This is a genomic window from Hymenobacter segetis, assembly GCF_054776495.1.
This window is the reverse complement of record NZ_BAAHBV010000003.1, coordinates 854,888-868,050: the sequence shown is the minus strand read 5'-3', so window position 1 is coordinate 868,050 and position 13,163 is coordinate 854,888. Positions and strand designations below refer to the sequence as shown.

Below are 13,163 nucleotides of genomic sequence, written 5' to 3'. Positions count from 1 at the left end.
CATTCCTTTTTCTTCTTGGTGTTACCCTGCCTCGCCCGCAGCCGCGCTTTTGCGCGGTTGGCGGGCCGGGCTGCTTTGGCTTTTTTCATGTCATTCCTTATTCCCCGTTTCTCTTTATTAATGGGCCTGGCGATAGCGCCGACAGCTCTTTTTGCTCAGAATACCCAGCCCGTTGCGCCGCGTGTGCGCATGGCCGCCCCGCCCCTCACCGGCCGCATTACCGATGCAGCTACCGGTGAGGGCCTGCCGGGAGCCAACATTATTTTCGACGACCTAAAGCAGGGCACGGCCGCCGGGCCGGACGGCTCATTCAGTTTCAGCAGCCTGCCGCGGGGGCGTTTCACGGTGCAGGTGCGCTCGCTGGGCTACAACACCGTGACGCAGACCGTGGACACGGGCAGCGGCCAGCCGCTCGATTTCAAGCTGACGGTGGCGGCCACCGAGATTGGGCAGGTGGTGGTGACCGGGGTGTCGCAGGCCACGCAGCTGCGGCGCTCGCCTATTCCGACCTCGGTGGTCGACCACACGCGCTTGAACCAGACGGCCGGCTCGAATCTGGTGGATGCCATTGCGCACACGCCGGGCGTGAGCCAGATTACGACCGGCGCGGCCATCAGCAAGCCTGTCGTGCGCGGGCTGGGCTACAACCGCGTCATCACCCTAAACAACGGGGCCAAGCAGGAAGGCCAGCAGTGGGGCGACGAGCACGGCATTGAGATTGACGAGTTTAGCGTGGACCGGGCCGAGATTATCAAAGGTCCGGGCTCGCTGCTGTATGGCTCCGATGCCATGGCCGGCGTTATCAACTTCGTGGCCCCTGACCCCATTGCCGAGGGCCACATCACCGGCACGGCTACGGCCAACTACCAGACCAATAACCACCTGCAGGCCTACTCTTTCCAGAATGCGGGCAACCTCAACGGCTTTAACTGGCTGGCGCGGGGCACCCGCAAGGTGGCCGGCGACTACCAGAACCGCTACGATGGCCGGGTGTACAACTCGGGTTTTAATGAGTGGGATGCTAACGGCTACGTGGGCGTGAATAAAAGCTGGGGCTATTCGCACCTCACCTTCAGCACGTTCAACCAGCGACTGGGGCTGACGGAGGGTGCCCGCGACCCGCAAACCGGCCGCTTCGTGAAGGACGTGCCCAGCGGCGACTCGACCCTGAGCGTACCCGTGACCGACAGCGACCTGCGCGGCTACGGCCTGGCTGTCCCCCAGCAGCAAATCAACCACCTGCGCATTGGCACCGACAACAGCTTCATTCTGGGCTCGAACGGCGGCCGTATTGGCCTGCAGGTGAGCTACCAGCAGAACCTGCGCCGCGAGTACGGCAACGTGCTCGACCCCGCCGAAACCTCGCTCTACTTCCAGTTGCGCACCGTGGACTATTCGCTGCGCTACTTCCTGCCCGAAAAAAATGGCTGGAACCTGACCGTGGGCACCAGCGGCCTGCACCAGCAAAACCAGAACCTAGGCCAGGAATTCCTGATTCCGGCCTACCGCGTGAACGAGGGCGGCGTGTTTGGCGTGGCCAAGAAAACCATTGGCTCGCTCGACATCAGCGGCGGGCTGCGGTACGATGTGCGCCAGATTTCAGCCGATAAGCTGCTGCTCGACAGCAATGAGCGGCCCAGCAATGCCCCCACGGCCGAAACCAAGTTTCCAGGCTTTCTGAGCACCTTCCGCAACTACAGCGGCAGCCTGGGCGCGGCGTATAATCTGAACGAGAAGCTGACGGTGAAGGCCAACCTCTCGCGCGGCTTCCGCGCGCCGAATATTGCCGAGTTGGGCTCCAACGGCAAGCACGAAGGCACCATTCGCTACGAAATCGGCAACGACAACCTTAGCCCCGAAACCAGTCTGCAGGTGGACGCCGGTGTGAGTTACGTCACGGACCACGTTCGGTTCAGCGTCGATGCGTTTGAGAACAGCATCAGCAACTACATTTTCACGCGCCGGCTGCTCACGGCCAGCGGGGGTGATTCGCTCCGCGACGACACCCGGGCCTATAAGTACGACCAGGGCCAGGCCCGCCTGGTGGGCGGCGAGGTCAGCCTCGACTTCCACCCCCACCCGCTGGATTGGCTGCACTTTGAAAACTCGTTTTCGATGGTGCGCGCTGAGCAGTTGAACGTGCCCGCTGCCGAGAAGTACCTGCCCTTCATCCCCGGCGACCGGCTGCAATCGGAGTTGCGGGCCAATTTCCGCCGCCAGGGCAAGCGCATCACCAACCCCTACGCCCGCGTGCAGCTGGAGCACACCTTCGCCCAGAACCGCTACTTCTCGGCCTTCGACACCGAGACGGCCACGCCCGGCTACACGCTCATCAACGCCGGCATCGGCACCGATTTGGCCGATGCCAAAGGTCGCACGCTGTTTTCGCTGTTCATCACCGCCAATAATCTGTTCGATGTGGGCTACCAGAGCCATCTGAGCCGGTTGAAATACGCTGATTTGAATGTGGCCAATGGCCGCTACGGCGTGTTCAATCAGGGGCGTAATGTGAGCGTGCGGCTGGTGGTGCCGCTGGCGTTCAAGTAGCGGCGCGCGGCTTTCACAGGCCGGGCGAAACTGGGCCCTTATTACTCGCCGACTAATCACCAACCGGCAATTTGCAACGGTCGGTGGCTTCCAGATGGAAGTCGCCGACCGTATTTTTTTATCCCGATATAAAACTGTTTCTTTCGATAAATTTCATAAATCCCGCCCTTTTCCAGTTTATATGTCCGAACTCTTTACGAACATTCCCAAGGCCCGTACTTCGCTGCTGCGCTCATTGCAAAAAGCCTTTCAGCTGGCCGTGGCGGCCAACGAGCCCGGCGGGCCCTCGGCTGAGGAGCTGGCGGAGCTGGCCACCGGCCAGAGCCGGCGCGATTTCCTGGCCATCACCACCAAACTGGGCGTGCTGGTGGGAGCCGGTGGCCTGCTGGCCGCCTGCGAAAAGGTAGCTATTGAGCCTGCTGCGCCCGACGCTATCGGCTTTGCCGATGCCAAGGCTACCGCGCCGCGTATTGCCATTGTGGGCGCGGGCATGGCCGGCCTCAACTGCGCCTACCAGCTGAAAAAAGCCGGCGTGCGGGCCGACATCTACGAAGCCAGCAACCGCGTGGGCGGCCGCATCTTCACGGCTTCCGGCTTGATGGGTCCGGGCGTGACCACGGAGCTGGGCGGCGAGTTCATCGACTCGGGCCACGCCGATATGCTGGGGCTGGTGCAGGAGTTCGGCCTACCGCTCTACGACGTGGAATCGCCCAGCGAAACGGTGCTCACCAAGGACGCCTACTTTTTTGGGGGCCAGCACCATAGCGTGGCGCAGGTCATTCAGGCTTTCCAGCCGTATGCCAACCAGATTCAGGCCGACTGCCGCTCGCTGCCCAACAACAACATCACCTACGACCACCTGAGCGCCAGCGCCGCCCGCTTCGACCAACTCTCGATTTCGGCTTATTTCGATTCCATCGGGATGACGGGCTGGATTCGGACGCTGCTGGAAGAGGCGTACGTGACCGAATTTGGCCGCGAAGCCAACGACCAGACGGCCATCAACTTCCTGTGGATGTTTCAGGCTGATGCGAGCAAGGGCACGTTCGACATTTTCGGCATCAGCGACGAGCGGTACAAAATCAAGGGTGGCAACCAGTTACTGGTCGATGCCGTGGCGGCGCAGCTGCCCGGGCAAATCACGCTCCAGCGCAAGCTGGTGGCCCTGAGCCAGTCCGGCGCCGAGTACCAGCTCACTTTCGAGCTGCCCGACCGCACCCGCACCGTGGTCACGGCCGATTACGTGGCCCTGACCATTCCCTTCACCATTCTGCGCACGGTGGCCCTCAACCTGCCGCTGCCCACCTGGAAAACCAACGCCATCCAAAATCTGGGCTACGGCACCAACGCCAAGCTTTTCCTGGGCTTCAACGGCCGGCCCTGGCGCACCAACGGCTATACCGGCTATTTCTTCTCGGACACCGTGACCCAGGGCGGCTGGGACGGCTCGCAGCTGCAGCCCGGCAATGTGGGCACCTTCACTGTGTTTGTGGGTGGGCAGGTTGGCATCGATATGGGCACGGGCACGCCGCAGTCGCAGGCCAGCCAGCACCTCACCGTGCTCGATGCCGCCTGGCCCGGCACCCGCGCCGCCTTCAACGGCAACGTGCAGCGCTTCCACTGGCCCACGCACCCGCACACGCTGGCGAGCTACGCCTGCTACCGGGTGGGCCAATACAGCACCATTGCCGGGGCCGAAGGCAAGCCGGTGGGCAACCTCTTTTTTGCCGGCGAGCATTGCAGCGCCTGGTACCAGGGCTACATGAACGGGGCTGCCGAAACCGGCCGCCTAGCCGCCAGCGGCATTCAGGCTGCCTTGCGGAGTGGCACCACCGCCTTGGTGCACCGCTTCCTGCGCCGGCGCGAGCAAGTGCTGGCCGTGTAAGCCCGTCGGCAATACGTATAGAGCCGGCCGCATCCCGTTTGGGGTGCGGCCGTTTTTTTTGGGGTGATGGGTGATAATTGGGCCGGAAATGGATTAATTAGTAAATGGCTGCTCCAATGACTGCTTCCCTCCCACTTCCAATGCCCGCGCCATCCGCCACGGCCCTGCGCGATGCCCTGCTCGCCGACCGCGAGCAGGCCCTGACGCGCCTATACCATCGGGCCTTCCCGCCGGTACGGCGCTACGTGGGCAACCACGGCGGCACGGCCCAGGATGCGCAGGACGTGTTTCAGGATGCGCTGGTCATTCTCTACGAGCAGGCGGTGGGAGGCACGCTGGTGCTCACGGCATCGGCCAGCACCTACCTGGTGGGCATTGCGCGCAACCTGTGGCACCACGAGCAGCGCCGCCGCGCCCGCCTGCCGCACGAGGCTCTGCCCGATGACGCGGAACCCTTAGCCGTTTTAGCCGCCGAAGAAGTCGAGGATTCCGCCGAGCCCGCTTTTGCCGTGCTGGACTATGTAGAGCGTCTGGGCGAGAAATGCCGGAACGTGCTGCTGGCCTTCTACTACTTCCAGCAGCCGCTCACGCAGATTGCCCAGGCCAATGGCTACCGCTCGGTGCGCTCGGCCACGGTGCAGAAATTCAAGTGCCTGGAGCGGCTGCGAAATTCGGTGCGCCGGGCATTCACGGCTGAGAATATCGAATATTAAACCATGCGTACCGAACTCGAACGCCTGCACCTAATTGAGCAGCAGCTCCTGAACGGCCCCGCCGCCCTGCCGGCCGAGGATTGGAACGTGCGCCTGCTGGTCGATGGCGAGCTGGCTGCCGATACCGATGCCCAGCGCCAGCTTTACCACGGCCTGCGCTTGGCGGGCCGCCAGCAGCTCCGGCGCGAGTTGCGCCTAATTCACGAGCGACTGCACACGGGCCGGTTTGCCTGGCTCCGCCGCCTCTGGCCAGGGTAGATAACCCAACCTCCATTACGGGCTTTCCTTCCCTGCTTTTCAGCCGGGCCGGCATCGCCATACCTTTTTCCACCCCATCCTCATCATGCTCAACCAAACCGAATTCCGAAAATTCGCCGTCCACGGCCAGGGCCTCAACGGCCTCATCGTCGACCAATACCTCACCCGCACCGAAGCCCTGGCCCGCCCCTTCATCACCAACATGACCCGCTCCGTCATCGAAGAGCGGCCGCAGAACTTCCGCGAAATCGACGTGTTTTCGCGCCTGATTATGGACCGCATCATCTTCCTCGGCCAGGCCGTGGACGACAACATTGCCAACATCATCAACGCCCAACTCCTGTTCCTTGAATCGGCCGATGCCCGCAAGGACATCCTGCTCTACATCAACTCGCCGGGCGGCTCGGTCTACGCCGGCTTCGGCATGTACGACACCATGCAGTACGTCACGCCCGACGTGGCCACCATCTGCACCGGCTTGGCCGCCAGCATGGGCGCGTTTCTGCTCTGCGGCGGCGCTATTGGCAAACGCTCGGCCCTGCCCCACGCCCGCGTCATGATTCACCAACCCTCGGGCGGCGTGCAGGGCCCGTCGGCCGACATCGAAATCACCGCCCGCGAGGTCATTAAAATCCGCGAGGAGCTCTACGGCATCTACGCCGAGCGCACCGGCAAAACCTACCAGCAAATCCACGCCGACTCCGACCGCGACTACTGGCTGCGGGCCGACGAAGCCAAAGAATACGGCCTGATTGACGAAGTGCTGACGCGGCCGTAGCACAGTAGCGCGGACTTTGTAGTCCGCGTCCCCGCGTCATTCGGGTGTCGTTCCGGGGCGCGGACTACAAAGTCCGCGCTACTTCATCGCACCCAAAGCCCAACCGTTTACGTTCTTCGCGCAGCGCCAACGCTTCGCCCCATGCCTCACGACCACGACCATTCCGCCCCCGGCCACTCGCACGCCGGCCACCAGCACGCCGCCCCGCCTCCCGGCGGCGGCTTCAGCGCTGCCTTCGCTATCGGCATTGGCCTCAACTTGGCCTTCGTGGTTGCCGAAACCATTGGCGGCTTCTGGGCCAATTCCAGCGCTCTGCTCTCCGATGCCGGCCACAACCTGAGCGACGTGCTCAGCCTGGCCCTGGCCTGGGGCGCGGCCTGGCTGGCGGGCCGGCCCGCCACCCGGCGCTACACCTTTGGCTACCGGGGGGCCACCATCCAGGCCGCGCTATTGAACACGGCCCTGCTCTACGCCGCGCTGGGCTTCATTCTCTGGGAAACCATCGACCACTTGCGCCACCCCGCCCCCGTCAACGGCCGCTGGGTGATGTTGCTGGCCGGCGTCGGCATCCTCATCAACGGCATCACCGCCCTGCTCTTCCGCAGCGGCCAGTCCGATGTGAACGTGCGCGGCGCTTACCTGCATATGATGACCGACGCCCTGGTGAGCGTGGGCGTGGTGGCCGGCGGCGGCCTCGTGCTGCTCACCGGCTGGGCCTGGCTCGACCCCGCCATCAGCTTCATCATCCTCGGTCTCATCGCCTATAGCTCGTGGGGCCTGCTGCGCGACAGCCTCCGCCTGGGCCTGCAAGCCGTGCCCGACGGCATCGACCCCGAAGCCGTGCGTGCTTACCTGCTGGCCCAGCCCGAGGTCGAGTCCGTGCACGACCTCCACATCTGGAGCCTCAGCAGCGCCGGCCACGATGCCGCCCTCATGGCCCACCTCGTGCGCCCCGGCCAGGCCGATGCCGCTTGGCTGGCCACCCTCACCAAGGGCCTCGAAACCGAATTCAACATCCGCCACAGCACCGTGCAGGTCGAGGACGGCCCCCTGCCCGGCGGCTGCCACAGCCACTGCGAGCTGGCCGCGCCGGCCGTGTCGGAAGCGGCGCACGCTCACTAATGCCTTAGGGAGCTGGCGAGCCGCTTGTGGCACCACAAGTTGGTGCTACATTTCGCCATGCAAGTTTCCCACCCTACTAAAACCACCGTTCTCAGCGCTGCCGTCATCGTAGCCGCGCTGGGCTATTTCGTCGACATCTACGACCTGATTCTGTTCAGCATCGTGCGCGTCAAAAGCCTCAATGACCTCGGCATTATTGACAAAGCGGCCGTGACGGACCGCGGCTTGTTTCTGATAAATATGCAGATGGGCGGCATGCTGCTCGGCGGCATTCTGTGGGGGATTTTGGGCGATAAAAAGGGCCGGCTCTCGGTGCTGTTTGGCTCTATTCTGCTCTATTCGCTGGCCAACATTGCCAACGGCTTCGTCCAAACCATCGACCAATACGCCTGGCTGCGGCTCATCGCCGGCATCGGACTGGCCGGCGAGCTGGGCGCGGGCATCACCCTCGTCAGCGAAAGCCTGCCCAAGGAAAAGCGCGGCTACGGCACCATGATAGTGGCCACCGTAGGCGTGAGCGGGGCTATGCTGGGCTACTGGGTGGGCGAAAAACTGGGCTGGCGCAACGCCTATTTCGTGGGCGGCGGCCTGGGCCTGGCCCTGCTCCTGCTCCGCGTGAGCGTGTTCGAGTCGGGCATGTTCCAGCAGGTGCAGGCCCAGGCCGAAGTATCGCGCGGCAATTTCCTGAGCCTCTTCACCCACCCCACCCGCCTGGGCAAGTACCTGCGCGTGCTGCTGATTGGGGTGCCGCTGTGGTTCGTGGTGGGCATCCTGGTCACGCTGGCACCGGAGTTTGGGCGGGCCCTGGGCCTCACGGGCGAGGTCACGGCCGGGCTGGCGGTGTTCTGGTGCTATTTCGGGCTGGTGTTTGGCGATTTCATGAGCGGGGCGCTGAGCCAGCTCTGGCACTCGCGCAACAAGGCGCTGCAGGTGTTTCTGGTGTTTTGCGCCACGCTGGTGGCCGTGTATTTGTTTGGAATAAAAGGCGCCTCACCGGCCACGTTCTACGCCGTGTGCTTCGTGCTGGGCATTTCGGTGGGCTTCTGGGCCTTGTTTGTGACGGTGGCCGCCGAGCAGTTCGGCACCAACCTACGGGCCACGGTAGCCACCACCGCGCCCAACTTCGCACGCGGCGCGGTGGTGGGCCTGGTGCCCGCCTTCAAGTACCTGAGCGGGCAGTTGGGCTTCGTGCCGGGCGCGGCCGTGCTGGGCGGCGTGTCGCTGCTAATAGCCTTCTGGGCCGTGAGCACCCTGCCCGAGAGCTACGGCAAAGACCTGGACTACGTGGAGGAATAGCCCCCAGGCCGTCATGCTGAGCGCAGTCGCAGCATCTCTACCGTTTAACTAATCCTAATCGACAGGTTTAGCATTGCGGTAGAGATGCTGCGACTGCGCTCAGCATGACGTGCTATTTCCCCCTGGTTCTGAAAACCTTGCGGTAGGCGCGGCGTACACAGGCCATACCTAACCGGGTTTCACAACCCGCCCCCATGAAAAAGCTCCTCGGCCTTTTGGCCATTATCGTGGCCTCCTCCCTCTCGGCCCACGCCCAAACCCCCATCACCCCCGAAGCCCAACAGCCGGCTCCGCTCACCATTGAGCAGCAGCAGCAGCGCGCCGCCGATACCAAAGCCACCTACGAGGCGCAAAAACAGCAAAGCAACAACAGCGACCAGGCCGTGCGCGACAGCAAAAACCAGCTTCAGCAAAACGCCAGCCAGCAGTCCGACCTCAAAAAGCAGCTCCGCGAGCAGCGCAACCAGGAAAAAGCGCAAAAGTCCCAGCTGAAAGAGCAGCGCCACGCCGCCTCCGAAGCCAAGAAGCAGGAGCGCGCCGCCCGCGACATGGCCAAAGCCGAAAAGAAACGCGCCAAGGAAATGAAATAAAGAAGTCGGCCCGCCGTCTTTCTATGAAAAAAACTCCGGCTTCGGCCGGAGTTTTTTATTGCCCGCTTTCCAACCCATCTCCCCTGCTTTAGTCCCCATCACCTCATTTCGCATGCCCACCCCCACCAAAAACACCGCCCAATATTATCCCTGGCACCATTTCGTGCTGCTGCCGCTGGCCGGGCTCATGGCCGGCTACGCCATTCTGCGCTACACCAAAGTGGCCGGCGACGACGACCAGACGGCCCGGCTCTGGTTCACAGTGGCCGCCCTGGCCATCATCGGCCTGGGCGTGCTCCTGATGCTGCGCCAGCACTACGCCCTGCAATTGCAGGACCGCATCTGCCGGCTTGAGGTGCGCCAACGCTATTTTGAGGTAAGCGGCCAGCGCTTCAATGCCCTCGAAAAGCAGCTCAGCCTCAGCCAAATCCTGAGCCTGCGCCTGGCCGGCGATGCCGAGCTGCCCGCCCTGGCCCAGGCCGCCGCCACGTCCAATCTTTCACCCAAAGACATTCAGGCCCGTATCACTGATTTTCAGTTCGACACCATGCGCGTCTGAAAAGAGCAACTGCGTGAGGGAGCGGCTGAGTGCTTTATTCACCGTTTCTTCACTCAGTCACCTCCTCACTCAGTCACTCCATTCCTATGATTCTCTACAACGTCACCAGCAGCATCGAGCCCACCGCCGCCGAGGCTTGGCTGGACTACATGCGCTCCACCCACATGCCCGAGGTGATGGAAACCGGCTTTTTCATCAAGAGCCAGCTCTGTCGCCTGCTCAACGAGGAAGAAGGTGGCATCACCTACGCCGCCCAATACTACTGCCTCAGCTTGGAGCAGCTCGAAGAATACCAGGCCATCTGCGCCCCCTCCCTCCGCGCCGATATGGAAAAGCACTTCGCCGGCAAGTACGTCTCGTTCCGCACCGTGCTGGAAGTGGTGGAGTAAAGCCCTGCCTCAGCTTAATTTAAGAACGTCATGCTTCGACTCCGCTCAGCATGACGTTCTTTCTGGTTCTTGCCGACCCCACCAGTCGGGCACGAAAAAGTCTACTGTGCTGTTTAAACAGCACTATATGAAAAATATTATTTTCTTTGGCGACAGCCTCACCGCAGGCCACGGCCTGCCGGCCGCCAACAGCTTCCCCAGCATCCTCCAGCAGCGGCTCGACGAGCACCCGCTTCCTTATAAAGCCTACAACTACGGCGTGAGCGGCGAAACCAGCGCCGGCGGCCGCCAGCGCCTGTCCGCCGTGCTGGCCCGCCACCCGATTGACGTATTCGTGCTGGCCCTCGGGGCCAACGACGGCATCCGGGGCATCCCCGTCCGCGAAACCACCCAGAACCTCCAGTTCATCATCGATGCCGTGCGGCGGCAGTATCCGCAGGCCCAAATGGTACTAGCTGGCCTGGAGTTTCCCTTCGACCTTGGCCCGCTCGGCGGCCACCGCCTGGCCCACTACGCCACCGAGTTCAAAGCCCTGTTCCGCACCCTGGCCGATAAAAACTCACTGCCCTTCGTGCCCTTCCTCTTACAAGGTGTGCTGGGCCGCCGTGAGTTGAACTTGGCCGACGGCGTGCACCCCAACGCAGCCGGCCAGAGAATCCTGGCCGAAAACGTGTGGCAGGTGCTTGGGCCGCTCTTGCAACAGCCGGTTAGTTTGTGACTTAACACCTCTGTCATCCTGAGCGCAGCGAAGGACCTTATCACATTTGGACGAAAGCTGTTTGAACGTAATAAGGTCCTTCGCTGCGCTCAGGATGACAGATGGCTGATAGCAAGCACCTCCTAAAACCCAAACAGGTTCCCCTGCACCGGCTGCGGAATGATGTGCGGCGGCGGCACCACAATTCCCGTTAGCCTCCGGATTTTCTCCAATAAATACTGAGCGAATACCGGCGCGTGACGCACGTCTTTTTGGTGGATGAAGAAGTAGACCTCGTGCACGCCCTGCGCCACCCAGGCGGCAATGCGCTCAGCCCAGGCATCAGCCCGGTGGTAGTCGGTGGAGTGCAGGCCGTGGCCGTTGAAACGGATGAAGGCGGTGGGCGTGGTCAGGCGCAGGGGCAGCACGTCGCGCCGGCCGGCCACATCGGTTATCACCAGCGTTTTGTTGAGGGCTTCGAGGGTTGCGAATACGGCATCGGCCAAAACGCGGTCGGCAAACCAGCGCGGGTGGCGCAACTCTACGGCCAGCGGCACGGTCTCGGGGAAGTCGACCAGGAAGCGTTCCAGTCGCGGCAAATGCTCGGGGCCGAAGTGCGGCGGCAACTGCAAAAAGGCCCAGCCCAGGTTGTCGCCCAGCCCTTCGAAGGCTCGCGCCGTGGTCACCACCAGGTCATCGGCCTGAAATAATTCCCGCTCGTGGCTGATGCTGCGCGGCAGCTTGGGGCAGAACTTAAAGCCCGAATCCGGCCCCACGGCCTCGCGCCAGCGCCGCACTGTGGTGGCATCTGGAATGCGGTAGTGGGTGGTATTCAGCTCAATGCTGTTGAACTGCTGCGCGTAGTAGCGCAGGTAGTCGGGCTCCTTGATGCCGGCGGGGAAATACGTGCCCAGCCATTCCTTATTCGTCCAGATGGGACAGCCGACGTAAATGCGGGCCGGCGCAGGCTGCGTGAGCCGGGCGCGGGCCAGCACCCGGGCCGTCTCGGGATGGTCGGGCGGCAGGCTGAAATCAACGTAGCGAAGGTCGGGTAAGCGGCCAAAATCCATGGGACAAAGGTAGGGTTAGGGCCCGGCGGCGGGCTACTGCTCTTACGATAAAAACCGGACTTATGCAACCCGGTTTCAAAGGTAGTCGTAGGGCCGATGCCCAAATTTTATACCCGTCGCATAATCTAATTTTGGTACCTGTGCAATGGCAAAGGCCCAATTCGGCAAAATATACTTTGAGGCAACCTCACGGCTACTTTTCAGGCCAACATGAAGATTAATTAAATGCAAGTTTTCTGGATAAAGGACAATTTTTAACCTAATTCGGTTAGTAGAGGTCAGCGGATTTTTAGCATTGCTCAAATGGATGGGTCTATGTTTGTCCTGCTCACCATCTGCAAATCGCATGATTTTATCTCGTCGCCTTAAAGTACTCGTCCTTTCCAGTTGCTTCTTTTTTCTACTGACTTTGCTGGGCGCTTCGGCGCGCACCGCCCCCGGTACCACCAAAGCAGTTCCTGCCACTAGCACCGCCACTACGGTGTTGCGCGGCCGGGCCTCCTGGTATGGCAGTTACTTCCAAGGCCGACGCACCACCAGCGGCGAGCGTTACAACCGCTTCAAATACACCTGCGCCCACAAAACCCTGCCCTTCGGCACCCGCCTGCGGGTTACCAATGTGAAAAACGGCAAGTCGGTCGTGGTGCGGGTTTCCGACCGTGGCCCGTTCCGCCACCAGCGCATCCTCGACTTATCCGAAGCCGCCGCCAAGCCCCTGGGCGTGGTTGACTGCGGTGCCGCTACCGTGGTAGCCGAAGTAGTAGCCCCCGAAACACCCCTCGGCCCCGCTTCTACCCCCAACAACCTGGCCGCCCTCTTCGCCGCCGACCCCAACCCCGAAGCCGCGTTCACGACCTACACGGTAACCCCGGATGCCCCCATCAGCCCCGCTGACTCAGCAGCCAGAGTCAACGCTACGGCCACGCTCATCGCCGCGGCGCACGCCACCAAAGCCGAAGTCATCAGCACCACCGAATCGGTGAATTGCCCGGCCGGTTTCCTCATTCAGGCCGGCTCTTTCATTGATGCTGCCAATGCCCAGACGGTGCAGGCCCGCATCAAGTCGCTGATGCCGGAGCTTAGCGTAACCATCTCCCAGGATTTGCTCGATGGGCGCCAGCGCAGCCGCGTGCTCGTGGGCCAGTTTGGCGAACGTCCCGAGGCCGAAGCCGTGCGCCAGCAATTGCTGGTCTGGGGTATCGGTGGGCTGGTGCGCGAAGTTGCGCTTCGATGAGTTTAGCATTGCGCTGATACGCCAA

General features: G+C 62.4%; 13 protein-coding genes. 12 read left to right on the top strand and 1 reads right to left on the bottom strand.

Going from position 1 to position 13,163, the window contains the following annotated elements; translation table 11 throughout:
- The first annotated feature begins 87 nt into the window (after window positions 1-87).
- From ACYU70_RS20475 to ACYU70_RS20425, 11 genes are all read left to right on the top strand, one after another.
- Window positions 88-2,547: a TonB-dependent receptor gene (locus ACYU70_RS20475; protein WP_342299029.1), complete on the top strand. Its 2,460-nt coding sequence runs from the start codon at window positions 88-90 to the stop codon at window positions 2,545-2,547.
- Between the two features lie 181 nt (window positions 2,548-2,728).
- Window positions 2,729-4,432 carry a flavin monoamine oxidase family protein gene (locus ACYU70_RS20470; protein ID WP_460616091.1) on the top strand — a complete coding sequence of 568 codons (1,704 nt, stop codon included), beginning with the start codon at window positions 2,729-2,731 and terminating at the stop codon, window positions 4,430-4,432.
- Window positions 4,433-4,572: 140 nt separating this feature from the next.
- A complete protein-coding gene (locus ACYU70_RS20465) occupies window positions 4,573-5,145 on the top strand; it encodes an RNA polymerase sigma factor (RefSeq protein ID WP_460616090.1) in 573 nt (190 codons plus the stop codon).
- A gap of 3 nt (window positions 5,146-5,148) precedes the next feature.
- Window positions 5,149-5,403, top strand: coding sequence for a hypothetical protein (locus ACYU70_RS20460; RefSeq protein WP_460616089.1), 255 nt, complete (start codon window positions 5,149-5,151; stop codon window positions 5,401-5,403).
- An 85-nt stretch (window positions 5,404-5,488) separates the two neighbouring features.
- The gene (locus ACYU70_RS20455) at window positions 5,489-6,181 is read left to right on the top strand and encodes a ClpP family protease (protein WP_460616088.1); all 693 of its coding nucleotides are present in this window, start codon (window positions 5,489-5,491) and stop codon (window positions 6,179-6,181) included.
- 141 nt (window positions 6,182-6,322) lie between these two features.
- Window positions 6,323-7,303 (top strand): cation diffusion facilitator family transporter, encoded by a 981-nt coding sequence (locus ACYU70_RS20450; protein WP_342296003.1) that lies wholly within the window; start codon window positions 6,323-6,325, stop codon window positions 7,301-7,303.
- A gap of 57 nt (window positions 7,304-7,360) precedes the next feature.
- Complete coding sequence (locus tag ACYU70_RS20445; protein WP_342296004.1) at window positions 7,361-8,599, top strand: MFS transporter; 1,239 nt, start codon at window positions 7,361-7,363, stop codon at window positions 8,597-8,599.
- Window positions 8,600-8,793: 194 nt separating this feature from the next.
- A complete protein-coding gene (locus ACYU70_RS20440; protein WP_342296005.1) occupies window positions 8,794-9,189 on the top strand; it encodes a hypothetical protein in 396 nt (131 codons plus the stop codon).
- Window positions 9,190-9,301: 112 nt separating this feature from the next.
- Window positions 9,302-9,748: a DUF6526 family protein gene (locus tag ACYU70_RS20435; RefSeq protein ID WP_342296006.1), complete on the top strand. Its 447-nt coding sequence runs from the start codon at window positions 9,302-9,304 to the stop codon at window positions 9,746-9,748.
- Window positions 9,749-9,834: 86 nt separating this feature from the next.
- On the top strand, window positions 9,835-10,137 hold the full coding sequence (locus tag ACYU70_RS20430) for a DUF4286 family protein (protein ID WP_342296007.1): 303 nt from the start codon (window positions 9,835-9,837) through the stop codon (window positions 10,135-10,137).
- A gap of 127 nt (window positions 10,138-10,264) precedes the next feature.
- Entirely contained in the window at window positions 10,265-10,855 is a 591-nt protein-coding gene (locus ACYU70_RS20425; RefSeq protein WP_342296008.1) for an arylesterase, read from the top strand.
- Between the two features lie 122 nt (window positions 10,856-10,977).
- Here ACYU70_RS20425 and ACYU70_RS20420 read toward each other — a convergent pair whose 3' ends face one another.
- Window positions 10,978-11,904 carry a DUF72 domain-containing protein gene (locus tag ACYU70_RS20420; protein WP_342296009.1) on the bottom strand — a complete coding sequence of 309 codons (927 nt, stop codon included), beginning with the start codon at window positions 11,902-11,904 and terminating at the stop codon, window positions 10,978-10,980.
- A 346-nt stretch (window positions 11,905-12,250) separates the two neighbouring features.
- Here ACYU70_RS20420 and ACYU70_RS20415 point away from each other — a divergent pair, with 346 nt between their 5' ends.
- Window positions 12,251-13,138, top strand: a complete 888-nt coding sequence (locus ACYU70_RS20415; protein ID WP_342296012.1) for a septal ring lytic transglycosylase RlpA family protein — start codon at window positions 12,251-12,253, stop codon at window positions 13,136-13,138.
- Window positions 13,139-13,163 lie beyond the last annotated feature (25 nt).